Genomic DNA, 26,422 nt, shown 5'->3' with positions numbered 1-26,422 from the left:
TGGGTTCCTGCGATCCTTGACCAAGACATCGCCATATTGTTCAGATCGATTACGTCTGGGACGCAGGTGGGAGACTCAAGCCTTGAAGACGAAGAGCTATGCATTGGGACTGGCGCTTGTTCTTTCGCTGCCCTGGCTTGCTTACGCTGAGGATCCTGCCCCTGGCCCCGCCAATACGAAGATCGACCTGAAATACTGGGTGGAATTCGCAAAACAGGGCAATCCGGCCGCTCAATACGGTCTCGGCTATCGCTACGCCAACGGCCAGGGCGTGGAACAGGATGACGCCCAGGCCGTCGATTGGTATCGGAAATCGGCCGAGCAAGGCAATGCGCAGGCGCAATATGCACTGGCCTACATGTATGCCAGCGGCCGGGGTGTCGATGCGGATCCGAAACAGGCAAACGACTGGTATTTGAGGGCGGCACAAGCCGGCGATGCCGATGCCCAATATGCCATCGGCTATTCCTATGCCAATGGCCGCGGCATGGCGGTCAATAATGAAGACGCCGTCACCTGGTATCAGAAATCCGCCGCCCAGGGACAGGCACAGGCGCAATATGCGCTCGGCTATATGTATGCCAATGGCCTCGGCGTGCATCAGGACGAGGCGGTTGCACTCGGCTGGTATCGCAAGGCTGCCGACCAGGGTCGGCCCGACGCCCAATATGCAATCGGCTATATGTACGACAATGGTCAAGGCACGGAAGAAGACCAGGAGCAGGCCGTCGCCTGGTATAAAAAGGCCGGCAATCAAGGAAATGCGCAGGGTCTGTATGCAGTCGGCTATGCCTATGCCAACGGCAAGGGTGTCGGACGGAACGATGCCGAAGCCTATTCCTGGTATATGAAGGCGGCCGCAAAGGGCCGCGCCGACGCGCAATATGCCGTCGGCTACAGTCTCGCAAACGGGATAGGCGTTGCCCGAGACTACAGGCAGGCACTGCAATGGTATCGCAAAGCTGCCGATCAGGGCCGCCCCGATGCGCAATATGCCATCGGCTACCTCTACGCGAACGGCCAGGGCGTGAAGACTGATGATGACGGCGCGGTGAGATGGTATCGCAAGGCCGCCGAACAAGGCGACGCACAGGGTCAATATGCCCTCGCCTACATGTATGTAGGCGGCCGCGGCGTTGGCAGAGACTATGGCAAGGCCTTCGACTGGTACCAGAAGGCTGCGAGCCAGGGTCACGCTGACGCCCAATACGCACTCGGCTATATGTACGAAAACGGTCAAGGGACGACGGCTGACAAATCGGCCGCCGCAAATTGGTATCGCCAGGCGGCCGACCAGAACAATTCACAGGGCGAATATGCGCTCGCCTACCTTTATTATCAGGGTGCTGGCGTTCCTAAGGACTATGGCCAAACAGCCGCTCTGTTTCGCAAAGCAGCTGATCAGGGCGATGCTCGGGCGGAATACGGCCTTGGATATCTGTATTATAACGGCTATGGCGTGCCAAAGGACTCCAAGATCGCTGCCGACTGGTTCAACAAGGCAGCGGCTAAGGGACTGCCGGAAGCGCAGCATGGACTCAGCTACATGGAAGCCAATGGCGACGGCCCGATCAAGGATCTCGGACCGCTTGGACAAGGGGCTGCCGGCAAAAAGGGTACGGGCGTCAGCACGGGCTGGCTCTTGTTTCATTTGCTGATGGTGCTCGTGCCTTAACGGTCGCGAAGCGCTCGGCATGTTAATTCAACGGATTTCGACTGAGGGGTAGATCGTGAATTGGAAGAAGGGGGCAGCAGGTTTGCTCTTCGCGCTGGCGTCCATGGGAGCGGCACAAGCCGATGTCGGACGAAACAGCTACGATCGCGGCGATATCAAATCCGGCCTGGATTACTGGCGTCCCCTGGCGAACAAGGGCAATGCCGCCGCACAGCTGAAGCTCGGACAAATGTACGAGGACGGCAACGGCGTCGAGAAGAACCTGACGCTCGCCCTCAGCTGGTACAGGAAGGCCGCCGATCAAGGCAATGCCGAAGCGCAGTTCAATGTCGGCACCATGTACGATCAGGGCGAAGGCGTCACTGCCGACAAGAGCCAGGCCATTGTCTGGTACAAGAAGGCCGCAGCACAGGGATACCTCAATGCGCAATATAATCTCGGTGTCGTCTACGACACCGGCCAAGGCGTAGCGCAGGACAAGGCGCAGGCGTTTGCCTGGTATAGCAAAGCCGCCGAACAGGGCGATGCCGATGCTCAGTTCAATGTCGGCACCATGTACGATCAGGGCGACGGCGCGGACAAGGATAAGGGCAAGGCCGTCATCTGGTACCGCAGGGCGGCAGAGCAGGGAAAAGTCGAGGCGCAATACAATCTGGGCATCATGTATCGCGACGGCGAAGGCGTCGCCAAGGACGGCGCTGCGGCCTTCTCCTGGTTCAAGAAGGCGGCCGAACAGGGCGATGCGAGCGCGCAATTCAATCTCGGTGCCATGTATGCCGATGGCGACGGGATCAGGCAGGATGATGCCCAGGCAATCGCATGGTTCCTGAAGGCAGCGGCGCAGAATGATGTCGAGGCCGAATACAATCTTGGCGTCATGTTCCGCGATGGCGAAGGCGTTACCAAGAATGGTCCGAAGGCGATCTACTGGTTCGAGCGAGCAGCCGAACATCGCTATGCCGGCGCGGCCTATAATCTCGCCATGATGTACCGCGACGGCGATGGCGTTGCCGCTAATGCGGCCAAGGCGGCAGAGTGGTTCCGCAAGGCGAAGCATCTGGGTTACGACGGAGACACAGACGAACCGCCGGAGGATCCATCGGGCGTACAGACTATTCCGATATGACGCGCGGCACTGGCCGACCGGAATCTCTCATGCCTTGTCGGAAATTTGCCCCGCCGTCGGCGAAACGCGCCAAAGCATGCTGGTACCCGTCAGATGGTAATCGTCAAGTCGGGGGATTGCCTTGGCGAAGGAAGAGAGAGAAGACTGTCACCGCGCCAGCCTTGATTTGCTGCTTCTTCTTTTCAGAGGATAGACCGCCGTGAACCTGAAATATCTCATGCCCCCCTTCTCGCTTCTGCCGCCGCTTCGCATGGCTTTGCTGGCCTCGGCAGTCGTGCTGCCGCTCTCTCCGCTTCCGATGACGGCAATGCCGGCGGAGGCGGCGCCCGGCTCGTGCTGGTCGCTGCTGCAGAGCAAATTTGGCCCCGAGATCGAGAAGTCCGTGAATGAGGCCGATCCCTGCAAGAAACTGCCCGGCGTCGATCACAAGGACAAGTTCGAAGTGAAGTCGCTCGATGTCTGCGACGGCCCGAGCGGAGGCGTCCAGATCAATGCCCATGCCGAGATGGCCTGCAAATCGCATGGTGTACTGAAAACGACGATCAAGGGTGAGCTCGACGCCTCCATGACCGTCGACGTCGGCGCATGCCACATCACCGACCTGCACCTCGGCATCAATGGCCCGATCGGCGAACTGATATCCTCGGTCGGTGGACTGCAGGAGCTTGCCCGCGGCTTTGCCCAGGCTAAGATCTCGGAAATTTGCGGAAAATAAACGAGGCCGGCGATATCATCCGGCCCTCGTGACCTTGATGGCGAGCCCGTTCAAGCCCGCACGGCGCTATCCGCTTGGCCCGCATCCTTCCCGCCAAACCGAACACCCTTCTTCTCGAAGCCAAAGCCGGCGAAAACAGCAACGACCACGGCGACGATGCAGGCGACGATCAACAGCGCCAGCGCATAATCGCCGCCCCATTGCTTGGCAAGCCCGGCCTGGATCGAGGCATTGCCCGAAGCCAGCAGATTGCCGAGCTGATAGGCAAATCCGGGGAAGGTGCCGCGTACCTCATCCGGCGACAATTCGTTGAGATGCACCGGAATGATGCCCCAGGCGCCCTGCACGAACAGCTGCATCAGGAAGGCGCCGATTGCGAGCATGACCGGCCCCTGACCCCACACCCAGAGTGGGGCGACGGGTATGGCTAGCAGTGCCGCGATGACGATGGTCCGCCGCCTGCCCCAACGCTGCGACAAAGAGCCGAAGGTCAGACCGCCGACGATCGCGCCGATATTGTAGACGATGGCAATGGCGCCGACCGTATAGGAATCATATTGCCGCTGGGTTTCCAGGAAGGTCGGATAAAGATCCTGGGTGCCGTGGCTGAAGAAATTGAACGCGGTCATGAGAAGCACCGCCCAGAGGAACAGTGGAATATTCTCACGCAGCACGGTGAGGAACGGCCGTTGCGGCTTGGCCTGCCGCTGCAGGAAGGCCGGAGATTCCTCCACATTGCGTCTGATATAGAGCACCAGCAGCGCCGGCACCGCGCCGACGAAGAACATGCCGCGCCAGCCAATGATCGGAAACAGCAGGAAGAAGACGATCGAGGCGATCAGATAGCCCGAGGGATAGCCCGCCTGCAGGATACCGGACACAAGACCCCGCGAATCCTCGGGTATGGTTTCCATCACGAGTGACGCACCCACACCCCATTCGCCGCCCATGGCGACGCCGAAGAGCGCGCGCAGCACGAGGAACATCGTCAAACCGGTCGAAAAGCCGGTCAGAAATTCGAATACGGAGTAAAGCAGCACGTCGACCATCAGGGTCGTGCGCCGGCCGAAGCGATCCGCCGCAAGCCCAAAGATCAGGGCGCCGAGCGGCCGCATGGCGAGGGTAAGAAAGATCGCCACGGCAACCGCCGGAACGTCCGTGTGAAATTCTTCGGCTATATGCTTGAGAACGAAAACTAAAATGAAGAAATCGAAAGCGTCCAATGTCCAGCCCAGATAGGCTGCGATCACGGTGTTTCGTTGCTGGGGGGACAGGGAACGTAAGCTATCCAATGCGGTCATCATGATCCTCCGACCGGATGGCGGCGGCGAGGCGGGCAATACCGGATGCCGTCGAAGCTGGGGGAACCCGGCAATAGCCGGGCATGTCGACGTTGCGGCTGGTTCCTCCCTTGGCGCCTGCGAGGATCGCGCTATGCGGACTTCGGATCAGCGATAACGCATCGGCCGCCCTTGGGTTGTAACATATTTGACATCTCCGGCGAATGGAAAAATCCGCCACTTTGTTTCCCTTTTGTACCCTTTACCCCTTCACATCTGCGCGATCTGTCGCCATATTCGCCCCATGGCCAAATCACCGAAAAAGTCCCCCGCCCCGACCGGTTTCGAAGAGGCGCCGCAGGCACCGTTTGAAGGCACGCCGCTCAGCGGCAGCGTTGCCGATTGGGTGAAGCAACTCGAAGCCGATGCGGAGGCATCCAGCGTCGAAACCCAGCGCGAGATTGCCTCGAAGGCCGGCAAGCACCGCAAGAAGGTGGAAATCACCGCCGGCAAGACCGCGCGCGGCGTCTCCATGGGCGGCTCGACCGACCCGAAGACGCGTGCTGCTGCCGGCCTCAATCCGGTGGCCGGCCTCGATATTGCGCTTGAGGATGCCGACAAGATCGCGACGAGCGGTGTGACGGCGACCGTGGAGGCGCTGTCGAAGCTCATCGAGAGCGGCAATCCGCTCTTCAAGGACGGCAAGCTTTGGACGCCGCACCGGCCTGCCAGGCCAGCGAAATCCGAAGGCGGCATCCGGATCCGCATGGCTTCGGAATACCAGCCCGCAGGCGACCAGCCGACGGCGATCCGTGACCTCGTCGAAGGATTGGAGAATGGCGACCGCAGCCAGGTGCTGCTCGGCGTCACCGGCTCGGGCAAGACCTTTACGATGGCTAAGGTCATCGAGGCGACCCAGCGCCCCGCCGTCATCCTCGCGCCGAACAAGACGCTCGCGGCACAGCTCTATTCCGAGTTCAAGAACTTCTTTCCGGATAATGCGGTCGAGTATTTCGTCTCCTACTACGACTATTACCAGCCTGAAGCCTATGTGCCGCGCTCCGACACCTTCATTGAGAAGGAAAGCTCGATCAACGAGCAGATCGATCGCATGCGCCACTCGGCGACGCGTTCGCTGCTGGAGCGAGACGATTGCATCATCGTCGCCTCGGTCTCCTGCATCTACGGTATCGGCTCGGTCGAGACCTATACGGCGATGACCTTCCAGATGAATGTCGGCGATCGGTTGGACCAGCGCCAGCTTCTGGCCGACCTAGTGGCGCAGCAATACAAGCGCCGCGACATGGACTTCATCCGCGGTTCCTTCCGCGTTCGCGGCGACACGATCGAAATCTTCCCGGCCCACTTGGAGGATGCCGCCTGGCGCATCTCCATGTTCGGCGACGAGATCGACGCCATCACCGAATTCGATCCCCTGACCGGCCAGAAGACCGGCGACCTGAAATCGGTGAAGATCTACGCCAATTCACACTATGTCACGCCGCGCCCGACGCTGAACGGCGCCATCAAGGCGATCAAGGAAGAGTTGAAAATCCGGCTGGCCGAACTGGAAAAGGCCGGACGCCTGCTCGAGGCGCAGCGCCTGGAACAGCGCACCCGTTACGACGTCGAAATGCTTGAAGCGACCGGCTCCTGCGCCGGCATCGAGAACTATTCGCGCTACCTGACCGGCCGCAATCCCGGCGAACCGCCGCCGACACTCTTCGAATATATCCCCGACAATGCCCTGCTGTTCATCGACGAAAGCCACGTCTCGGTCAGCCAGATCGGCGGCATGTACCGGGGCGACTTCCGGCGCAAGGCGACGCTTGCCGAATACGGCTTCCGCCTGCCCTCCTGCATGGACAACCGTCCGTTGCGTTTCGAGGAATGGGACGCCATGCGCCCGGACACGATCGCGGTTTCGGCGACACCCGGCAGCTGGGAAATGGAACAATCGGGCGGCGTCTTCGCCGAACAGGTCATCCGGCCCACAGGCCTGATCGACCCGCCGGTCGAAGTGCGCCCCGCCCGCACCCAGGTCGATGACGTTCTCGGCGAGATCCGCGAGACTGCCGCCAAGGGTTATCGCACCCTCTGCACCGTGCTGACCAAGCGCATGGCCGAGGACCTGACGGAATATCTGCACGAACAGGGTGTGCGCGTGCGCTACATGCACTCCGACATCGACACGCTGGAGCGCATCGAGATCATCCGCGATCTTCGCCTCGGCGCTTTCGACGTGCTCGTCGGCATCAACCTGCTGCGCGAGGGCCTCGATATTCCGGAATGCGGCTTCGTCGCCATCCTCGATGCCGACAAGGAAGGCTTCCTGCGCTCGGAAACGTCGCTGATCCAGACGATCGGCCGTGCCGCGCGTAACGTCGACGGCAAGGTCATCCTCTATGCCGATACCATTACCGGCTCAATGCAGCGGGCGATGGACGAGACCAGCCGCCGCCGCGAAAAGCAGATGGCCTACAACGAGGAACACGGCATCACGCCGGAATCGGTCAAGGCCAAGATTTCCGACATCCTCGACAGCGTCTATGAAAAGGACCATGTCCGCGCCGATATCGGCGGCGCTGCCGGCAAGGGCTTTGCCGATGGCGGCCACCTCGTCGGCAACAATCTGCAGGCCCATCTCAACGCACTGGAAAAATCCATGCGCGACGCCGCAGCCGACCTGGACTTCGAAAAGGCGGCACGGCTGCGCGACGAGATCAAGCGCCTCAAGGCCGTCGAGCTCGCCGCCATGGACGATCCGCTCGCGCGCGAGGAAGCAAAGAGCCTCGAAAGCCGCGGTTCTGCAGCGGGCAAACGCGCTCCACCCGCACCGGATTCTCGCTCCTATTTTGCCAAGCCGAGCCTCGACGAAATGGGACCGGGCAGCGATGCCGGCACGCCGCTCTTCCGCAAGAATACACTGGACGAGATGACTGTCGGCCGCACTGAAAAGCCTCTCATGGGCAAGGTGCCGGACAAGCCGATCACCCGGGCAAAGCCGGGCGTCGGCTCCTATGAGGATCCGGTGGACGAGAAGCAGCGCAAGGGGCGGACGAAAGGCAAGACGGGACGGCCCGGCCGATAAGGCGACCGCGATTGTCGGATATCTGCCGCCCGGTGCTGCCGATTTTATGAAGGCTGAGGCCTTCAAGCATGGAGCAATGCCTTGCTGACGAGGCCGCAGCCGCTACATGCCATCATATGAGGAGGCCCACGGGGAGACGGAAGGCGCTTGGGCGCATACCGGGCCGGTGGGAAGCGATAGCAACCTGGGGAGAAAGTCTGATGTCCGAGCCTTTGATCGTCCGTCGCGAGACCCATGTCTCGGCACCGCCTGCAGCCATATTTGCATTGCTGACCGATCCCGAAAAAATCCTGCGTTGGATGGGCACGGAAGCGCGGACGGAGCCGGAGCCTGGCGGCATCTATCTCGTCAATGTCACTGGCGCCCGTGCCGCGAAGTCGTGCCGGTTCATCGCCTCGCCTATAGCTTCGGCTGGGAAGGCAGCGAGGAGGTGCCTCCCGGATCGAGCCTTGTGGAGATCGACCTGATAGAGCAGCCGGACGGGACGCTGGTGCGCCTCACCCATACCGGCCTGCCGACCGTCGAACAATGCGAAGCGCATGCAAAGGGTTGGGCGCATTATCTTGATCGTATGGCAGCGGCGGCCGCCGGACGCGATCCCGGCCCGGACCCCATGCGCGGCCACGACGGCAGGAGCTGATGATGTTTTAAGGGCGGCATCATCAGGCTCGGCGCTCAGATATCCGCAATATCACCGACCGGCGACAGCAGTTTCCTATGTCATTTTGCTTTCCAATGCCGTTGGCGTGGTCACATGGGCACAGATGACAGCCGGCAAGCGCCATGGCATGATCGCCGCATGGATTTGCCCGCCCCCCTTGCCTGGCTGGTCGACGAAGCCGGCACCTCGCCCAGCCCCGAACGCTTCCTGGCCGATCTGGGCGGACACCTGTCGGCCGCCGGCCTCCCGCTTGCCGGCAGTGCTCTGACGCTTGCTGCACCGCATCCGATCATCACGCAACATACATGGCTCTGGCGTGCCGAAACCGGCGCAGTGACCGAAGCTCTCGGCTTCGCCGGCACGGCGCTCGGACAGGCCGGCCGCGATTGGCTCGGTGATCTCGGCCCGATATGCGAGGAAACGATCGGGATTGCGCCTGGCAATTCCGTCCTTGCCTGGGCCGGCACCCGGCCGTTCAGCACCTCCGAAGCCGAAAACTTGCGCGAGATCGCCCGCTTTGCCGCAGCCCCCTTGGCGGGATTGGCCGCCCGCGCCACCCTATCGACCCTGCTCGAAGCCTACCTTGGCCGCAGAAGTGCGGCTCGCGTCCAGGCCGGTGCACTCAGCCGCAATAGCGGCGAGATCATCCGCGCAGCCCTGCTCTGCGCCGATCTGCGGGATTTCACGGCCCTTTCCGAAGCGTCGGAACCGACCGTCATGATCGCAGCGCTCGATGCCTGGTTCGACCGCGTCGCCGGTGCCGTACATGCCTTCGGCGGCGAAGTGCTGAAATTCATGGGGGATGGCGTGCTGGCGATCTTCCCGGTTACTGGAACACCGAAGGAAGCCTGCGAAGCGGCCTTGCGCGCCGCCACCGCCATCCGCGCCGGCATGGCGCATCTCGACGCGACACGCGCAAGCCAGGGCCTGCCGCAGCTCCCCTTCGGCGTCGCGCTGCATTTCGGCGACATGCTCTGGGGCAACATCGGCGCCGCCGACCGCCTGGACTTCACCGCCATCGGCCCCGCCGTCAACCTCGTCAGCCGGCTGGAGAGCCTGTGCAAGCCGCTCGGACGCAACGTGCTGATCTCGGGTGCGGTTGCGGCGGAAACGAATGTGGCGTTGGTGTCTTTGGGGGACTATGAGCTGCGGGGAATAGCGGAGTCTTGTGCAGTGTTTACTTTAGTCCAGCTATAAGATTGGCGCTCGTATCGTTTTCGAAGGAAGAGTGTCATTAATGAGATTGATGCCTTGGCTCATGCAACTCAAAGTTTAGATGGCGCCGATCCGCGTTACAGTGTAACGAGATAGTTGCATTGATAGCTCGATACTCTAAGAATAGCCATAACACTATCGGAGTTATCAATGAACGACGACATCGAAGAAATTGAAATTGACGCAACCGCAGAGGAAGAAGATTCTTTCATTAGATACGACATAGCAACGTATCCATCCGACCTAACTATTCAAGTATTGAAGGGAATGTGGGATAACGACGATATACTTATACCAGATTTTCAACGAAATTATGTCTGGACTATCAAGCAAGCTTCGCTTCTGATAGAATCATTTCTACTTGGATTACCTGTACCTCAAGCATTTTTCTACATCGATAAAGAGCATAAGAACTTAGTAATCGACGGACAACAAAGAATTATATCACTTATCCTTTTTCTCAGTGGCTTCTTTGGAGATGAGGATTACCAAGGCCGACGACAAGTATTTCGCCTAACTGGCCTAAGTGAGAAAAGTCCATTTAAAAACAAGAGATTTGTCGACCTAGAAGAAAAAGATCAGCGAAAATTATCAAACTCCGTTCTTCGCGTTGTAAATATTCGGCAAATGGCACCTAAGGAAGACGATACCGCTGCGTTCCATATATTCGAGCGCTTAAATACCGGCGGAACACCACTCAAGGCCCAAGAAATTAGAAATTCTGTATTTCACGGGCCAATTGTTACTGAACTCAATGCTTTAAATAGAAATCTTAATTGGCGCAAAATTCTAGGTAAGAAAAGCCTCGACAAACACCAGAGAGATGTAGAGATAATTTTGCGCGTTTTCGCAATGTATGAACATTCTGATAAGTATGAGAAACCGATGAAAGAGTTTCTAAACATGAGCATGAAGGAGAATAGATCGGCGACAGCGAAAAAATTTACGGAATTTAAAGACAGATTTTTCGATGTCTGCGAAAAAATAATTCATTATTTTGGCGAGAAACCCTTCCATATCAGAGGCCCAATTAACCTAGCAGCTCTTGATAGCATTATGTGCGAATGTATCAAAAATTATGATGGCGATTTCAAGCAGGCAAAGAGAAGATATGACGAACTGATTAACAACACATCGTTTCGCGACAGTATATTTTTCAACACCAGTGATGCGTCTGTAGTAAGAAACCGTATGAACGATGTTAAAAGTCTTTTTATGAGTTAGGTAAATGTCGTATCAAGACATATTAAGCAACTCAGATATATATGTGGCGCTTTTAGATGCAAGCGCCGAGGCTGCCACCGACCCGTTATCCAAGAATAAGTTTGTCGGTTTTCTATCTGTTACTGCGGTCACTTTCTTTGAGGAAGCATTCAAAGAAATTCTTTACGACTTCGCCCGAAGGAAGCACCCAGTATTTGGCGCTCATGTAAAAGCTCAATATGAGAAACTCAACGGTCGGATCTCGTTAAAAGATATTCGCAAAGATCATATTCCAAAATTTGGCGGTAAATACCAAAAGAGATTTGACAGTATGCTTGACCGTCTCGAAAGAGAAAAACTTCGTAGTGGCGATGGCTCTATTAAAAGTAGCTACGGAAACATTTTAACTTGGAGACATAGCTTCGTACACGGTGGGATTATCCCAATCAACGCAACTTATGAGGAAGCAAAACGGAGCTATGACTTAGGTAAGGAAATTATGCACTGCTTAAATGATGCCCTGCGACGCTAGCGTGCTGTGTCCACTAGTTTAGTTATCTACCTAATGGGTCGCGCTCTTCATAATAGAGCGGGGATTACGCATTAAGGCATTCATGCCTTAAACGACCATTTTAGAAGAGCTGCCTTGCATTGCTCCAACCCCTTGAAATTCCCCACCCTATCCTACCCGTTTCCCACCCTGCCCCGATATTGCCCCTTGCCTTTTTCTGAAAACCCTGTCACCCATATGCATGCTCGGGCATTTGCATGCCGGTGACTGGACTGATTTGGTGATCCGCTTGCGGCAGGCAGCGGTTGGGTCTTCTGACCCGCGCAGACGTTCTTTCCCCGTACGTGAACTTCTCGACTGGCTTTCGCATGTTGCGGAAGCAAAGCCGTCCGGGTTCATCCGGATAAACTAAGACTGATGGGTAAAGGACTATCCCCCATGGCCACCAAGGGCACCGTAAAATTCTTCAACCAGGACAAGGGTTTTGGTTTCATCACTCCTGACGGCGGCGCGAAGGACGTTTTCGTCCACATCTCCGCTCTTCAGGCTTCCGGCATCCAGTCTCTGCGCGAAGGCCAGCAGGTCACTTTCGACACCGAGCCGGATCGCATGGGCAAGGGCCCGAAGGCTGTCAACATCCAGGCTAACTAAGCCCCGGGTGACTGCCTGAATAAGGTTTTCGGACGGCGCGGTGCAAACCGCGCCGTTTTTCGTATGTGAGGATCGCGTCCTCGTCCTGAAGCAGGCTATGCACTTACCGCAAGTCCGTGGCCTGCCCCGGAGCATCCCAACATTCCGTCATCCTCGGGCTTGACCCGAGGATCCAGGCACGAGCCCCACTGCCTCCTCTGGCGAAAAGGGATAGGCTCCCAAAGCGAAACCAGCACTTCTGTCGATTTAGACACGCCCACGTGCTTGGGCGTGGATCCTCGGGTCGAGCCCGAGGATGACGGGAGTGAGGAGATCTTTTGACATCAAACTGCTTCCTTACCCCTGGAGGCAAGGGCCATTGCATAAAAATAGAAAGTGCCCCTCACCCCAGCCCTCTCCCCGTTTTGACGGGGAGAGGGAGCGATCCCGTCAAACCCCTTCGCCCCGCATGCGGGGAGAAGGTGGACTCGAACAGTTAAGCGAAGCGAAACTGTGAGAGGACGGATGAGGGGCTAACCTGTCCATATGCGATTGCTCTGTCCCAGGGTGGGAGCAAAAGCTGCCCTTGAACCACGAGGGCGCGTGGAGCCCCATCAAGCGCTGACCCGCTCCGAATCCACGCCAAAATCCACCGCGGCGAAAGCGGCCGCAATCACCTCCGGCCCGGCCCCCGGCTTGTTGGCATCGGTGGAAAGGATCTGGCGATAGCGGCGCGAGCCCGGCAAGCCGGTGAAGAGGCCGACCATGTGGCGTGCAACATGCTGCAGACGACCGCCATTGGCGATGTGGCGCTCCACATAGTCCATCATCCGGTCGCGCAGTCCGTTCCAGTCGGCCTCGGCAGCCGGTTGGCCAAAGAAGCGATGGTCGACGTCAGCGAGAATGGCGGCATTCTGATAGGCGGCGCGACCGAGCATGACGCCGTCGACATGGGCCAAATGCGCTTCGGCTTGATCCAACGTCTGAATGCCGCCATTGATGCCGATGAACACATCGGGCCAACGGCTCTTCATGCGATAGACGATATCATAGTCCAGCGGTGGGATCTCGCGGTTTTCCTTGGGCGACAGGCCCTTTAGCCAAGCCTTGCGGGCATGGATCCAGATCGCATCGGCGCCGGCATCGAGCACGCGCGTCATCAGCTCCGGCAAAGCCTCTTCCGGCTCCTGCTCATCGACGCCGATCCGACATTTCACGGTAACAGGCGCCTTCGATACGGCCTTCATGGCGGCAACGCACGATGCGACCGTCTCCGGCGTTAGCATCAGGCAAGCGCCGAAGGTGCCTGACTGTACCCGATCCGAGGGACAGCCGACGTTGAGGTTGATTTCGTCGTAGTTATAGGCTTCGGCGATCCGCAGCGCCTCGGCAAGCTTGGCCGGATCGGAACCGCCGAGCTGCAGCGCGACGGGATGTTCAGCGGCATCATGCCCGAGCAACCGGTCGCGCGGCCCATGAATGATCGCATCGGCCACCACCATCTCGGTATAGAGCAATGCATGCCGGCTGATCTGCCGATGCAAGTATCTGCAATGGCGATCCGTCCAGTCGATCATGGGGGCAACCGCAAAGATCTTGCGGCCAGTTTTCAGGGCGTCGCTATACATGGGAAACCTTTCTGATCCGCGCTCTACACCAAATCCCTCAAAAAGGCCAGTTTTCGCGGCTGTAACAATAATGCTAGCTTGCTCGACGGAGTCGGACGGCAGCAGCCCTCTGAAAAAGATGAAAGTTTCGAAAGCGCATATGAACGCCCCACTAACGACAGTCATTCCGCCACCTGCCCCTGTCCTTCTGCCGATCGAAGGTGAGACCGAGTTCTTCCCCGTGCGCCGTGTCTATTGCGTCGGCCGCAACTATGCCGACCACGCCATCGAGATGGGTCATGACCCTACCCGCGAACCGCCTTTCTTCTTCCAGAAGAACCCGGACAATCTGCTTGTCTCGAGCGATTTCCCCTATCCCTCGCTATCGTCGGACGTGCACCACGAAGTGGAGCTTGTCGTGGCGCTGCGCGGCGGTGGCGCGGACATCCCGGTCGAACAGGCACTGGATTGCGTCTATGGCTATGGCGTCGGCATCGATTTCACCCGCCGTGACCTGCAGGGTGAGGCCAAGAAGCTCGGCCGCCCCTGGGAAATCGGCAAGGCCTTCGATCATTCGGCCCCCGTCTCCGCATTGGCTCCGGCCACCCGCGTCGGCCATCCCGACAAGGGCGGCATCTGGCTGATGCGCAATGGCGAGGCCGCACAAAGAGGCGACCTTTCACAGATGATCTGGAAGGTGCCTGAGATCATCGCCGAACTCTCCAAGCTGTTCACGCTGGCCCCGGGCGATATTATCATGACCGGCACGCCGGCCGGCGTCGGCCCTGTCGCGCGCGGTGACCGGATCAGCTGCGCCGTCGATGGCGTCGCCAATCTTGTCCTGAACGTCGTTTGATCGAGGAGGATCGACCATGCCGCTCTATGCCCTCGCCGGCCTGACACCGAAAACGCCCGGTCCGGATCGATACTGGATCGCGCCGGATGCCAGCGTCATCGGCAAGGTCGAGATCGGCGAGGATGTCGGCATCTGGTTCGGCTCGGTCCTGCGCGGCGACAATGAACTGATCGCCATAGGCAAGGCGACGAATATTCAGGAAGGCACCATGATCCACACCGATCCGGCCTTTCCTGTTTCGATCGGCGAAGGCTGCACCATCGGCCATCATGCCATCATTCACGGCTGCACCATCGGCAACAACTCCTTGATCGGCATGGGCGCAACGATCCTGAACGGCGCGAAGATCGGCAATAATTGCCTCGTCGGCGCCAATGCGCTCGTCACCGAAGGAAAGGAATTTCCGGATGGTTCCCTGATCGTCGGCGCACCGGCAAGAGCCATTCGCACACTGGACGAAGGCGCAATCGAAGGCCTGCGCCGTTCCGCCCAGCATTATGTCGCCAACTGGCAGCGCTTCGCACGTGATCTTAAAATATTAGATTAGAATTTTCTCATAAATAATTGACAGGGCACGGAATGCGGTGCGGCCCGTGGCTCAAGCCGCGCAATTGGCGCAATGACCGCGAATTTCGATGGTCGACTTCTCTGCCTTGAACTTTTGCGATTTCAGCCAGTCCATCAGCCGATGATCCACCTCGTGATCGTGGAACTCGATTACCTGGCCGCAGCTTTCGCAGATGGCGAAGGCGACGAGGCCATGGCTATGGCAATCCTCGTTGGGATGGGCGCAGGCGACAAAGGAATTGATGCTCTCGAGCCGATGCACCACGCCATATTCGAGCAGCTTGTCGAGCGCCCGGTAAACCTGCAGCGGTGCGCGGAAACCCTGATCGCGCAGCTTATCGAGAATGGTATAGGCGCTGAGCGGTGCTTCCGCCTTGGTCAGGATATCGAAAACGAGAGACTGGTTCTTGGTGAGCATCGGAGTGGTCATGATGACTGTCCTCTCTGTTGCGCTGCTGGCGTGCCGCTCCTGCGAACGAGGGGCAGCAGACTGAAGATAAATAGAACGAGCGCCGCAACCACGATCGACGGGCCGGACGGCGTGTCATAGCGCAGCGACCCGAAAAGCCCGCCGACAACGGCGATGGCGCCGAGCAATGAGGCGAAAACCGCCATCGTTTCCGGAGTGGCGGCAAAGCGGCGCGCTGTGGCAGCGGGAATGATCAGCAGCGCAGTGATAAGCAAAATACCGACGATCTTCATGGCGATTGCGATCACCACGGCCATCAGTAGCATGAAAAGCAGCCTCGCGCGCTCCGGCCGCAATCCTTCCGCCTCGGCGAGCTCGGGATTGACGGTCGAGGCCAGCAACGGCCGCCAGAGCCAGGCAATCGCCGCAAGAACGAGAATGCCGCCGCCCCAGATCACCGCGATATCGGACTGGCTGACGGCCAGAATGTCGCCGAAGAGGAAGGCTATGAGATCGATCCGCACCCAACTCATGAAGGCGACGATGACCAGGCCGATCGCGAGCGTCGCATGCGAGAGAATGCCGAGCAGCGCATCCGCCGAAAGCGCCTGCCGCCGCTGCAGGAAGAGCAGCAGGATCGACACGAGAGCTGCAACCGCGAAGACGGAGAGTGTCAGATTGAGCTGGAAGAGCAGCGACAGCGCCACGCCAAGCAGTGCCGAATGCGAGATCGTGTCGCCGAAATAGGCCATGCGCCGCCAGATGATGAAGCAGCCGAGCGGCCCGGTCGTCAGCGCCAGCCCGACCCCGGCCACGACGGCGCGCAGGAAGAAATCGTCAAACATGGCGCTCTCCCTCGGCATGGTCATGGCCATGACGATGATCGTCGTGATCGTGGTCATGATCGCTATGCTCATGATGGTGATGGCCATCATCGGCATGGCAATGGTCCGTAATCGAACCGTCCGCATGCTGCACACGACCATCCGGCAGATGCGTATGGTCGTGACGGTGGCTGTAGATCGCCAGCGATTGTGCCGCCCGCGTACCGAACAGCTTCACATATTCCGGGCTCTGGCTGACGGTCTGCGGCGTGCCGCGGCAGCAGACATGGCCATTCAGGCAAACCACCGTATCCGTCGCCGCCATGACGACATGCAGATCGTGTGAAATCAGCAGGATACCGCAGCCTTGCGAATTGCGGATGGACTTGATGAGATCGTAAAGTGCGATCTCACCGCTGAAATCGACCCCCTGCACGGGCTCGTCTAGCACGAGGAGATCGGGCTTGCGGGCGATGGCGCGCGCCAAAAGCGCTCGCTGGAATTCACCGCCGGAAAGATGCTGTACCTCAGCTTTCGCGAGATGCCCTATGCCGACTGCCTCCAGCGCCGCGACCAGCTCGCGCTCCGCCAAAGGTACCGTCAGAGTCATCAATCGCTGCACGCTGAGCGGCAGGGTCCAATCGATGGCAAGCTTCTGCGGGACATAGCCGACCTTCAGATTGGCAATGCGCTCCACGCGCCCTTCGTCCGGCTTCAGCACGCCGATCGCCGTCTTGGCGCTGGTCGACTTCCCGGAACCGTTCGGGCCGATCAAGGTGACGATCTCGCCGCGACTGACGGAGAAATCGACGCCGCGCACCAGCCAGCGGCCGTCGCGACGGACGCCGACATCATGGAGCGACACCAGTGGCCGGCTCTTGCTGTCGATGGAAGAAAGCATGAAATTTCCAATTGCACTATTGCGCCATGCTATCGCACACGTTATAGCATAACGCAATTGATGTAATAACATAACAGACCCATTCAAGGGCATTTCTGGCATGAACGCAGCAAAAACTCTTCTTCCCGTCGCGGCCTCCCTTCTCCTTTCCGGCCTGCTCGTCAGCACGACCGCAACTGCAGCCGATGTGCCGAAAGTCGTCGTTTCCATCAAGCCGATCCACTCGTTAGTCGCCGCCGTCATGCAAGGCGTCGGCACGCCGGATCTGATCGTCGATGGTGCTGCTTCGCCGCATACCTACGCGTTCAAGCCTTCGAATGCACGCAGCCTTCAGGAGGCTAAATTGGTCTTCTGGGTTGGGCCGGGCATGGAAGCCTTTCTGCAGAAGCCGCTTGCCGCACTCGGTACCAACGCAACCGTCGTCGAGCTTGACGATGCGCCCGGCATTACCAAACTCAAGTTCCGCGAAGGCGGCGCCTTCGAACCGCATGACGATGGCGACGAGCATGAGGCCAGCGACGATCACGCCCATGGGCGCGATCATGACCACGGCGAGTTCGACACTCACCTCTGGCTCGATCCGCACAATGCTAAGGCAATGGTCTCCGAGATCACCACTTCCCTGGTCGCGGCGGACCCCGTCAACGCCCTGACCTATCAAGCGAACCAGAAAGCTCTGAACGACAAGCTTGATGCGCTCGATACGGAAATCGCTTCGACGCTCGCTCCAGTTAAGGACAAGCCCTTCATCGTCTTTCACGATGCCTACCAGTATTTCGAGCACCGTTATGGCGTACGCGTCTCAGGCTCGATCACGGTCAGCCCGGAAACCATTCCGGGCGCGCAGCGCGTCGCCGAGATCCACAGCAAGGTCGCCGATCTCGGCGCGACCTGCGTCTTTGCCGAGCCGCAATTCGAACCGAAGCTGGTCAATGTGGTGCTGGAAGGCACGACGGCAAAATCTGGTGTCCTGGACCCGGAAGCTTCAACATTGCCGCAGGGGCCAGATCTCTATTTCGATCTAATGCGCGGCATTGCGAGCTCCCTGAAAACCTGCCTTTCAGCGCAAGGCTGAACATCACCGAAGAAAGCGGGCATACTGCTCGCTTTTTTCATCGCAACATATGTGATGATATTACATTACAAAGGAAGCTGTCATGAACAAGAAGCTCCCGGTTACCGTTCTCTCCGGTTTTCTCGGCGCCGGCAAGACGACGCTGCTCAACCATATCCTCAACAACCGCGAGGGCTTGCGCGTTGCCGTCATCGTCAACGACATGAGCGAGGTCAACATTGATGCGGCGCTGGTGCGCGATGGCGGCGCCAATCTCTCCCGCACGGAGGAACAGCTCGTCGAGATGACCAATGGCTGCATCTGTTGCACGCTGCGCGACGACCTGCTGAAGGAAGTCCGCCAACTCGCAAAGCAAGACCGCTTCGATTATCTGCTGATCGAATCCACAGGCATCGCCGAGCCCCTGCCCGTCGCCACCACCTTTGAGTTCCGCGACGAGGATGGCAGCAGTCTTTCCGACGTTGCCCGGCTCGACACGATGGTGACCGTCGTCGATGCCGCCAATCTTCTCGCCGACTACGGATCGACGGATTTCCTTGCCGATCGAGGCGAAACCGCCGGCGACGGCGACAACCGGACCATCGTCGACCTGCTGGTCGAGCAGATCGAATTTGCCGATGTCGTCATTCTCAACAAGGTTGGTTCGGCAACGGCTGAACAACGCGATGCCGCGCGCAAGATCATCGTCGGCCTCAATCCCGATGCGCGTCTCATCGAGGCGGATTTCGGTGCGGTCGAACCGGTGGAGGTTCTCGGCACGGGACGCTTCGACATTGATAGAGCCGAAACCCATCCGCTCTGGTACAAGGAATTGCACGGCTTCAAGGATCACGTTCCGGAAACGGAGGAATATGGCATCCGCTCCTTCGTCTATCGCGCGAAGAAACCGTTCGATCCTATTAAATTCCAAGCATTTCTCAATCGGTCATGGCCGGGCGTAGTCAGGGCCAAGGGCTTCTTCTGGCTCGCGACCCGACCCTACTTTGTCGGCGAAATGAGCCAGGCGGGTGCGCTCGTCCGCACGAGCAAGATGGGCCTCTGGTGGGCGGCCGTGCCGCAGGATCAATGGCCGCGCGATCCTGGCTTCCAGCGGGCGCTGGCACCCTATCTCGATCCCATCTGGGGGGACCGCCGCCAAGAGCTGGTGTTCATCGGCGCCGATCCGATGAGCGAAAAACAGATTACCGCCGAACTGGATGCCTGCCTCGTCAAGGCGGACCGCTTCACGCCTGAGCGCTGGCGAGATCTGCCCGATCCTTTTGCAAGCTGGAACAGGCTGCCGGCATGAAACAGCCGAAAGGGGTCCGGTTCCGCTGCCACTGCTTCGAATGCAGCGGCGATAACGAACAGGCGAACGATAAATCGCGGTCCGATACGATCGAAACGGACCGAGACAGCGTGAAATCAAGCGAAGCTCACCTTCGCCCAATGCCCGACATGATTGGAAAACTGTTGTTTGGGGCCTGAACGCGAGTTCAGGCCACCAGCATGCCTGCAGGAACGGCGATGATCTCGTGCATGACGAGCAGTGCGCCGATCACGTCCGCCTTTGCACGCAACGGCGTCATGGTGCAGTGAAATACCTTGCCAGATTCGATCTGACGATAGGAGGGATAAAGGCACTCCGCCTTCTCCCCGGTAAAGCAGGCATCAAGCTTCGCCTTGAGGCTGCTTTCGAAATCTTCCGCACCGACGAATTCCGAGATGTGGCGTCCTACGAGTTCCATCGGCTTCGACTTCAGAAACTCCGAATTGGCGGCGTTGCTGTAGAGGTAACGATAGTCCCGCGTTACGACGGCAACGCGATCCGGCAGGCTGTCCAGAATGACATCGTTCAGAACGCTGCTTTCTTCGAGGCCGAACGCATCGTCCCGATCGATTTTCTCGCTTGAAAACGCCCTAAGAACTTCGCCCGCTGCTTCATTTGCACCGCCGAAATAGCGATCGATCAGCACCGACAGCGATGCGGAGTTGCGCATGACGCGCGAGCGATCGTCCGATTCTTCCCGGATTAGATTGTTCATGAACTGGAGCTGCATGTAAATTTCAAGCAGACTCGTGGCCTTATAGGCCAGGATAGCCGCGATAAGTGGCTCCAATTCGCGATCAAGTGACGCTACAAGCTCATCATCGCCAAGTTTTATCGCACGCTGAATCTGGTTACATTTCGTGGAGAAGGCATGAAAGAGTGCCAGCAAAATTGCCCTCCTGTCCCAGAACATAACAGGACGCAGGGGCCTCGTTTCCCGGCGTTGCCATGCCCAAGGATATTCAGCTTGGTGTCCGCTTTCTCACCAAACTTTCTACATTGTGAATTAACATGACTTACCCCCACTTTCAATCCAGATGAGCGGAAGTTCTCGGGAAAGGAGAACTTTCTGAAATGCAAGGCTTACTGGGCGTAATGACTGCACGAAGACCGGATGCAACTATACATGCAGAACTATCGGCAACGCACCGGAATGGATACCTAGAAAACGCTCTTCTTGATATTCCAGCGGTCATGATACCAGAGCCATTGCTCGGGGTTTTCCCGCACCCAGCTCTCGACCTTGTCGTTCAGCATCTGCGCCGTTGCGGTCAGATCGAGACCGCCGGCTTCGTTGCGCGGCATTTCAAGCTTCGGCTCGATCTCCAGCCGGTATCGATTGCCGGGCAAGCGGATGCAGCGGGCCGGATAGACCTCGCAATTGAACTGGCGCACCAGCTTCGGCAGCAGCGGATTCGTCTTTACGTCCCGGCCGAAGAATAACGTTTTCAAGCCCTTGCGGAATTTCTGGTCGACCAGCACCCCGACGCCGCGCCCTGCCTCCAGCTCCCTGGCAAGCGCGAAAGATGACCCGGCGTGGGAGGGCACGAGATTGCCCATGCGCTTGGCGCGAAAGTCGAAGACCTTCTGAGCGACATAGGGATTGTTCGGCGGCCGGAATAGCACGGTCACGGTCAGTCCGAAGGCAGCGCCCGCGACCGGCAGTAGTTCGAAATTGCCGGTATGGCCGGTAAAGACGATGAACGGGCGCGGATTGTCCCTGAGATCGAGAAAGATCGGAATACCGAAAACTTCGATGCGACCTGGCTTGTCGCTAAAGGGATCGAAGTCGAAAAGCCGGTCGAGAAAGACGTATTCAGCCGCCAGACGGCCCATATTGCCCCAACTTGCGCGCGCGATCTCATCGATCTCCGCCTCGCTCTTTTCCGGAAAGGCATTGCGCAGGTTGGTCAGCATCAATTGATGCCGGCGCATGCGCGGACCGATCTTGCGGGTCAGCCAGTCGGCAAAGTTGATGCCTGCATCCGCCGGAAACAGTTTCAGGAAATTGAGGAAACCGAAAATGATCTGCGCCACCAGCCACTGCTGGAAATTTCTGAGCGCAAGGACAATCCGGGTGATGAAAAGCTTCACGCGGTTCAGTCCATCTTCAGGATGATCTTGCCGAAGATCTGGCGCGATTCCATCCGCTCCAGCGCCCGATCGATGTCATTGAAGCCGACTTCGGTATCGATTACGGGATGAACGAGGCCGCGCGCCATCTTTTGCATGGCATTGGCCATGTTCTCCATGCGGCAGCCGAAGGAGCCGAGGAGCTTCAGCTGCTGCTGGAACAGCATCATCAGGTTCATTTCGGTCGAAACGCCCGATGTCGAACCGCAGGTGACGAGACGTCCGCCGCGCTTCATGCAAAGCATGGAGCCGGCCCAGGTATCCTTACCGACATGCTCGAAGACCACGTCGACACCCTTCTTCTTCGTCAGCTTGCGCACGACGCCTTCGAAGCGGTCTGTGCGATAATTGATGACGTGATCGGCGCCAAGCGCCTTGGCCTTCTCGATCTTGTCATCGGAGCCGACCGTGGTGATGACCGTGCAGCCGATCTTCTTGGCAAGCTGGATGGCGGCCGTGCCGATGCCCGAACCGCCGGCATGAACGAGGATCGTTTCACCGGGCTCCAGCTTGGCGTTGTCGAACAGCATGTGCTCGACGGTACCGAAAGTCACCGGGGCAAGCGCTGCACCCACCGCATCGACACCGGGAGGCGCCGGAACAAGCAGGCGAGCCGGCAGATTGACCTTCTCCTGCGCGAAGCCATCGAGATGGAAACCATGCACGCCGCCGACATGTTCGCAGAGGTTGTCGCGCCCCTCGCGGCAATGGCGGCAGAGGCCGCAGGTGCGTGCGCCGTAGATCGACACCAGCTGACCCGGCAGGACATTGGCAACGCCCGGCCCGATCGCTTCGACCACGCCGGCAGCCTCCGCGCCGATGACCAGCGGCATCTTGCGCTTGGCAAATGCCATGCCGCGCCAGCCCCAGACGTCGATGTGATTGAGAGCGACAGCCTTGACGCGCAAGGTCACCTCACCCGCACCAGGCGCCTCCGGCTCTGGCAGATCGGTGATCTCAAGTTTGCGGTCGTCGATCAGTTGCAAAGCACGCATGGCAAAGTCCCTCGCCTCTCGGGCGCAGTTGTATTCTGTTTTTCAGAAGTCCGATTAAGCCGGTTCAAGCGCCATGACAAGGCTGGCATTCTGACCACCGAACCCGAAAGAGTTCGAAAGAACGGCATTCACCTGCTTTTCACGCTTCTTGTTCGGTACCACGTCGAGAATGATCGACGGGTCCGGATTGTTGTAGTTGATGGTCGGCGGCAACGTGCCGGTCAGCATCGTCTGCAGCGAGAACACCGCCTCGACTGCACCCGCCGCCGTCAGCGTATGGCCGATCATTGACTTGTTCGAGGAAACCGGAATGCTCGGAAGCCGTTCGCCGAACACGGCGGACATCGCGCCATATTCCATCTTGTCATTTTCCGGCGTCGAAGTGCCGTGAGCGTTGATGTAGCCGATATCGGTCTCGGCCATACCGGCATCGGCAAGTGCTGCGCGGATCGTAGCGATCGCCGGACCGCCGTCTGGCGAAGACCGCGTGCGGTGGAAGGAATCAGCCTTATCGCCGGCGCCCTTCATGATCCCTAGGATCTTCGCACCACGCGCAACTGCCGCCTCCAACGATTCCAGCACCAGCGTCGCCGCCCCTTCGGCGATGACGAAGCCGTCGCGGTCCTTGCTGAAGGGCTTGGAGGCCTTGGTCGGCGGATCGTTCTGCGTCGACAACGCCGACAGCAGCGAGAAGCGGATCAGCGCCTCGGCGCTGAGCGAACCATCGGTCGCGACGGTCAGTGCCCGCGTCGTGCGCCCCTGGCGGATCGCCTCGATACCGAGCTGGATGGCGGTCACGCCCGATGCACAGGCTGTCGACAGTGTCACCGGCAGGCCGCGCGTGCCGAAACGGTCGGCAAGCCGCTCGGAAATGGCGCCGAAAAGAGCCGCTTCATGGAAGGCAGGATCGGGACGCTGACGCATGGCGGCAAGGAAGCGTTCATACGCGTCCCCTTCATGATCTGCCGGAGGAGAACGGTCGGCCAGCTCAAAGCGGGCACTCCATTCGGGTTCGATCGGCGGTGCGGCCAGGAAAAGCGGGGCATCGAAATCACCGGAAATGCCGGCTTGGGCCAGGGCCTCGATGGTCGTTTCGCGGGCGAACGCGTAGGAGCGCTCGACGGCGTTCGGAACGGGGATATCGATGAAATCCACGGTGCCGGCGATGCGCGTCGAAAGCCCGTCCGTCGGAAAACGGGTGATGCCGTGGATGCCGGAAGTGCCAGACGACAATGCATTCCAATTGTCCTGCAGGCCCTGCCCCAGCGACGTGATGATCCCCATGCCGGTAACGGCAACGATCGGGCGTCCGAGATGATCCTTGTAAGCGGTCATATCCTGTTCCTCACGCTTCAGCTGACAATACGGCAATGCCTTCGCCGCGCACATGGCCGACGGTCGTGACCACGGCCTTGCGGGCACCCGCCGTCATCGGCTTTTCATGCGTAGCGTCGAATGGCGGCACCTTGGCCTGGTTGGCGACGGCCAATGCCGCGAAGGCGAGTCCGAGCGGGAATTGGCTTTCGAGCCCGTGGCCGGAAACGCCGGAATAGGCGCGAATGGCCGAGCCCGGAAGCTGCGCATCGAGTACCGCTTTTTCGCGCTGGGCGAGATCGGGGATCGCCGTCGTGCCGGAAAAGACGACGGTCGCATCGCCGGGTGTCTGCTTGGCTGGCGCGAGCATCCGCTCCAGCCGTGTCTCGAATTTACCCTCGTCGCGCCGGCCGCGATCACCCTCGACGGCATCGATGGTCGCATAGATATGGGCGCCGCGACCCTCGGCATGCGCACGCGATTCAAGAACGAGGAAGGCACTGAGCGATCCCATGATCATTCCGCCGCCATCTTCCGGCTTGCGCGACCAGACAGGATGCCAGTCACCGATAGCATGCGCATTGATCGACTCGATCAACAGGATCATGTCCAGGCGCTCGGCGGAAAATGCGCCGCCTACCAGGGCATGGCTCGACTCGCCCGACTTGATGCGATGGAACGCGGTCTCGACGGCGGAAATGCCAGAGGCTTCCTCACCCATGAAGGTGCGCGACGAACCCGTCACCTTGTGGACGATCGAGATATTGCCCGCAAGCAGGTTGGAAAGCTGCGCCAGGAACAAGGTGGGCCGCAATTCGGTCGTCAGCTTCTCATTCAGCAGCAGTTCGCGGTCATTGCGCTTCAAGCCTTCGTTGACGATCAGCGTATCGACATTGGTGTCGCGCTCGCCGCCGCCGGCTGCAACGATCATGTCCATGGTCCCGCAGGCTTCCAGATCATCCTTGAAGCCGGCATCGTCAAGCGCCAATCCAGCCGTGAAGACGCCGATGCGCTGCCAGTTTTCCATCTGCCGCTGATCGCCGCGCTTCGGAATCTGCTGCGACCAGTCGATTTCGGGCAGCGGATGCACGGGATAGGGCTTGAACTTCTCGGTTTCGACGATGGTCGGCGGCGCTTTGTCCGCCTTCAGCAGGGCGACATGCGCGTCCTTGCCAACACCTTGGCAGGTAACGATGCCGATACCCGTGATGACCACATCATTCTGAGCCTTGCTCATTCATCAATCCTCTTCGAATGCGGCGCCGAACAAGCCGGCAGCATCAACCGTTGGCGGCGATGGCGTCGAGAAGCCCGACCTCGCCTGCCCGCTTGCGCACGATATCGCCGAGCGGCACCTCATTAAACGGCATGGTCCGCAGCTTCAACTGCGCATCGCAAACCTTCTTACCAGCAATGGTAATACGCGCCTTGGTGACCGCGAAGCCCGAGCCCTCGTGCTCGAGATCGGCTTCGATATCGAGTTCGGCTTCCGGCTCCACGAAAGTCCGCATCTTGGCGCCATCGACCGACATCAGGAAAGGCATATAGGCGAATTTCGTCGCCGCAAGCACCAGCATGCCCGAGGCCTGCGCCATCGTTTCGATAAGGAGAACGCCGGGGACGAGCGGCATGCCTGGGAAATGACCCTCGAAGACCGGGCTTTTCGCCGGAACGACGGAACGAGCCTTCAAATGACCCTTGGACAGATCGACGGATTCGATCCGGTCGATCATCTGGAAATATTCCAGCAGCATCAACGCCTCCGATCCAACCCGGCAAGGCAAGATGCTGCGGGCGGGATACGCTATTTAAGAATGAAACCGCCCGGCCGCCATATTCAGAGGCGGCTGGGCGTCAAAAAATGCAAGGATGTTGCTCAGCCCTTGGCGGCGCGCAATTCATCGATCTTGGCACAGAGATTCTTCAGCACGAAGTACTCTTCGGTCGAGACCTTGCCTTCGTTGACTTCCTGCGTCCACTGCTCGAGCGGGATCTTGATGCCGAATTCCTTGTCGATCGCGAAAACGATATCCAGGAAGTCCAGGCTGTCGATGCCGAGGTCGTCGATCGTGTGGCTATCCGGGGTGATGGTGTCACGGTCGATTTCGCTGGTTTCAGCGATAATGTCGGCAACTTTGTCAAATGTAGCAGTCACTGCCCATACCTCTTGAAATAATAATTCATCCCCCTCATAGGGAAATCCATTCCAAAAGCCAATGGTTTCCACCAGAAACCCCGGCAATTTGGCAAGCCACTGTTGCGCAAACAGCAAAATGACGGTCGCGTCATACCCGTGAAATCGCGCTCGACGTGGACGCGGGATAT

The 26,422-nt window shown here is 58.9% G+C and carries 24 protein-coding genes and 1 pseudogene; 13 read left to right on the top strand and 12 right to left on the bottom strand.

Going from position 1 to position 26,422, the window contains the following annotated elements; translation table 11 throughout:
- Positions 1 to 82 precede the first annotated feature (82 nt).
- The 3 genes from AC13RM_RS15865 (at position 83) to AC13RM_RS15855 (ending at position 3,516) form a co-directional block, all read left to right on the top strand.
- On the top strand, positions 83 to 1,675 hold the full coding sequence (locus AC13RM_RS15865) for an SEL1-like repeat protein (RefSeq protein WP_374817291.1): 1,593 nt from the start codon (positions 83 to 85) through the stop codon (positions 1,673 to 1,675).
- Between the two features lie 55 nt (positions 1,676 to 1,730).
- A complete protein-coding gene (locus AC13RM_RS15860; protein ID WP_374817293.1) occupies positions 1,731 to 2,801 on the top strand; it encodes a tetratricopeptide repeat protein in 1,071 nt (356 codons plus the stop codon).
- A 199-nt stretch (positions 2,802 to 3,000) separates the two neighbouring features.
- Positions 3,001 to 3,516: a hypothetical protein gene (locus AC13RM_RS15855; RefSeq protein WP_374817295.1), complete on the top strand. Its 516-nt coding sequence runs from the start codon at positions 3,001 to 3,003 to the stop codon at positions 3,514 to 3,516.
- A 50-nt stretch (positions 3,517 to 3,566) separates the two neighbouring features.
- Here AC13RM_RS15855 and AC13RM_RS15850 read toward each other — a convergent pair whose 3' ends face one another.
- The gene (locus tag AC13RM_RS15850; RefSeq protein WP_285174047.1) at positions 3,567 to 4,817 is read right to left on the bottom strand and encodes an MFS transporter; all 1,251 of its coding nucleotides are present in this window, start codon (positions 4,815 to 4,817) and stop codon (positions 3,567 to 3,569) included.
- A gap of 283 nt (positions 4,818 to 5,100) precedes the next feature.
- Here AC13RM_RS15850 and uvrB point away from each other — a divergent pair, with 283 nt between their 5' ends.
- The 6 genes and pseudogenes from uvrB (at position 5,101) to AC13RM_RS15820 (ending at position 12,128) form a co-directional block, all read left to right on the top strand.
- Positions 5,101 to 7,887 (top strand): excinuclease ABC subunit UvrB, encoded by a 2,787-nt coding sequence (gene uvrB, locus AC13RM_RS15845; RefSeq protein ID WP_488555266.1) that lies wholly within the window; start codon positions 5,101 to 5,103, stop codon positions 7,885 to 7,887.
- Between the two features lie 200 nt (positions 7,888 to 8,087).
- A pseudogene (locus AC13RM_RS15840) lies at positions 8,088 to 8,527 on the top strand (SRPBCC family protein).
- 159 nt (positions 8,528 to 8,686) lie between these two features.
- Positions 8,687 to 9,745: an adenylate/guanylate cyclase domain-containing protein gene (locus tag AC13RM_RS15835; RefSeq protein ID WP_488555265.1), complete on the top strand. Its 1,059-nt coding sequence runs from the start codon at positions 8,687 to 8,689 to the stop codon at positions 9,743 to 9,745.
- Positions 9,746 to 9,913: 168 nt separating this feature from the next.
- Positions 9,914 to 10,987, top strand: a complete 1,074-nt coding sequence (locus AC13RM_RS15830) for a DUF262 domain-containing protein (RefSeq protein ID WP_488555264.1) — start codon at positions 9,914 to 9,916, stop codon at positions 10,985 to 10,987.
- Positions 10,988 to 10,991: 4 nt separating this feature from the next.
- Positions 10,992 to 11,498, top strand: a complete 507-nt coding sequence (locus AC13RM_RS15825; protein ID WP_488555263.1) for a HEPN domain-containing protein — start codon at positions 10,992 to 10,994, stop codon at positions 11,496 to 11,498.
- A 417-nt stretch (positions 11,499 to 11,915) separates the two neighbouring features.
- Positions 11,916 to 12,128, top strand: coding sequence for a cold-shock protein (locus tag AC13RM_RS15820; protein WP_004109325.1), 213 nt, complete (start codon positions 11,916 to 11,918; stop codon positions 12,126 to 12,128).
- A gap of 593 nt (positions 12,129 to 12,721) precedes the next feature.
- Here the strand turns inward: AC13RM_RS15820 and dusA are convergent.
- Positions 12,722 to 13,720 (bottom strand): tRNA dihydrouridine(20/20a) synthase DusA, encoded by a 999-nt coding sequence (gene dusA, locus AC13RM_RS15815; protein WP_488555311.1) that lies wholly within the window; start codon positions 13,718 to 13,720, stop codon positions 12,722 to 12,724.
- A gap of 154 nt (positions 13,721 to 13,874) precedes the next feature.
- Between dusA and AC13RM_RS15810 the strand changes: the two genes are divergently transcribed.
- Both AC13RM_RS15810 and AC13RM_RS15805 read left to right on the top strand, forming a co-directional pair.
- A complete protein-coding gene (locus AC13RM_RS15810) occupies positions 13,875 to 14,570 on the top strand; it encodes a fumarylacetoacetate hydrolase family protein (RefSeq protein ID WP_488555262.1) in 696 nt (231 codons plus the stop codon).
- A 16-nt stretch (positions 14,571 to 14,586) separates the two neighbouring features.
- Positions 14,587 to 15,117: a gamma carbonic anhydrase family protein gene (locus AC13RM_RS15805; RefSeq protein ID WP_488555261.1), complete on the top strand. Its 531-nt coding sequence runs from the start codon at positions 14,587 to 14,589 to the stop codon at positions 15,115 to 15,117.
- Between the two features lie 51 nt (positions 15,118 to 15,168).
- On the opposite strand, the gene AC13RM_RS15800 is transcribed toward AC13RM_RS15805, so the two are convergent.
- The 3 genes from AC13RM_RS15800 to AC13RM_RS15790 are packed head-to-tail and all read right to left on the bottom strand — an operon-like array spanning position 15,169 to position 17,271.
- The gene (locus AC13RM_RS15800) at positions 15,169 to 15,567 is read right to left on the bottom strand and encodes a Fur family transcriptional regulator (RefSeq protein WP_041677490.1); all 399 of its coding nucleotides are present in this window, start codon (positions 15,565 to 15,567) and stop codon (positions 15,169 to 15,171) included.
- Complete coding sequence (gene znuB, locus AC13RM_RS15795; protein ID WP_488555310.1) at positions 15,564 to 16,391, bottom strand: zinc ABC transporter permease subunit ZnuB; 828 nt, start codon at positions 16,389 to 16,391, stop codon at positions 15,564 to 15,566. Before znuB ends, AC13RM_RS15800 begins: the two co-directional genes overlap by 4 nt.
- The gene (locus AC13RM_RS15790; RefSeq protein ID WP_162738124.1) at positions 16,384 to 17,271 is read right to left on the bottom strand and encodes an ATP-binding cassette domain-containing protein; all 888 of its coding nucleotides are present in this window, start codon (positions 17,269 to 17,271) and stop codon (positions 16,384 to 16,386) included. Before AC13RM_RS15790 ends, znuB begins: the two co-directional genes overlap by 8 nt.
- 100 nt (positions 17,272 to 17,371) lie before the next feature.
- On the opposite strand from AC13RM_RS15790, the gene znuA reads away from it, so the two are divergent.
- Complete coding sequence (gene znuA, locus AC13RM_RS15785; RefSeq protein WP_113230652.1) at positions 17,372 to 18,346, top strand: zinc ABC transporter substrate-binding protein ZnuA; 975 nt, start codon at positions 17,372 to 17,374, stop codon at positions 18,344 to 18,346.
- Positions 18,347 to 18,428: 82 nt separating this feature from the next.
- The gene (locus tag AC13RM_RS15780) at positions 18,429 to 19,634 is read left to right on the top strand and encodes a GTP-binding protein (RefSeq protein ID WP_488555260.1); all 1,206 of its coding nucleotides are present in this window, start codon (positions 18,429 to 18,431) and stop codon (positions 19,632 to 19,634) included.
- A 187-nt stretch (positions 19,635 to 19,821) separates the two neighbouring features.
- Here AC13RM_RS15780 and AC13RM_RS15775 read toward each other — a convergent pair whose 3' ends face one another.
- The 7 genes from AC13RM_RS15775 to AC13RM_RS15745 form a co-directional block, all read right to left on the bottom strand.
- Complete coding sequence (locus AC13RM_RS15775; protein WP_440478835.1) at positions 19,822 to 20,544, bottom strand: PAS domain-containing protein; 723 nt, start codon at positions 20,542 to 20,544, stop codon at positions 19,822 to 19,824.
- A gap of 272 nt (positions 20,545 to 20,816) precedes the next feature.
- Positions 20,817 to 21,749, bottom strand: coding sequence for a lipid A biosynthesis lauroyl acyltransferase (locus AC13RM_RS15770; protein ID WP_488555259.1), 933 nt, complete (start codon positions 21,747 to 21,749; stop codon positions 20,817 to 20,819).
- Between the two features lie 5 nt (positions 21,750 to 21,754).
- Positions 21,755 to 22,783, bottom strand: coding sequence for a zinc-binding dehydrogenase (locus AC13RM_RS15765; RefSeq protein WP_095435131.1), 1,029 nt, complete (start codon positions 22,781 to 22,783; stop codon positions 21,755 to 21,757).
- Positions 22,784 to 22,837: 54 nt separating this feature from the next.
- A complete protein-coding gene (locus AC13RM_RS15760) occupies positions 22,838 to 24,118 on the bottom strand; it encodes a beta-ketoacyl-ACP synthase (RefSeq protein WP_285171523.1) in 1,281 nt (426 codons plus the stop codon).
- A 10-nt stretch (positions 24,119 to 24,128) separates the two neighbouring features.
- A complete protein-coding gene (locus AC13RM_RS15755) occupies positions 24,129 to 25,334 on the bottom strand; it encodes a beta-ketoacyl-ACP synthase (protein WP_488555258.1) in 1,206 nt (401 codons plus the stop codon).
- A 43-nt stretch (positions 25,335 to 25,377) separates the two neighbouring features.
- Entirely contained in the window at positions 25,378 to 25,851 is a 474-nt protein-coding gene (locus AC13RM_RS15750; protein WP_113230645.1) for a 3-hydroxyacyl-ACP dehydratase FabZ family protein, read from the bottom strand.
- Positions 25,852 to 25,973: 122 nt separating this feature from the next.
- Positions 25,974 to 26,252 carry an acyl carrier protein gene (locus AC13RM_RS15745; protein WP_069613139.1) on the bottom strand — a complete coding sequence of 93 codons (279 nt, stop codon included), beginning with the start codon at positions 26,250 to 26,252 and terminating at the stop codon, positions 25,974 to 25,976.
- Positions 26,253 to 26,422 lie beyond the last annotated feature (170 nt).

Source organism: Martinezella sp. CNPSo 3732, from assembly GCF_057784515.1.
Note: the sequence above shows the minus strand (reverse complement) of the source record. Positions and strands in the feature narration are given on the sequence as shown.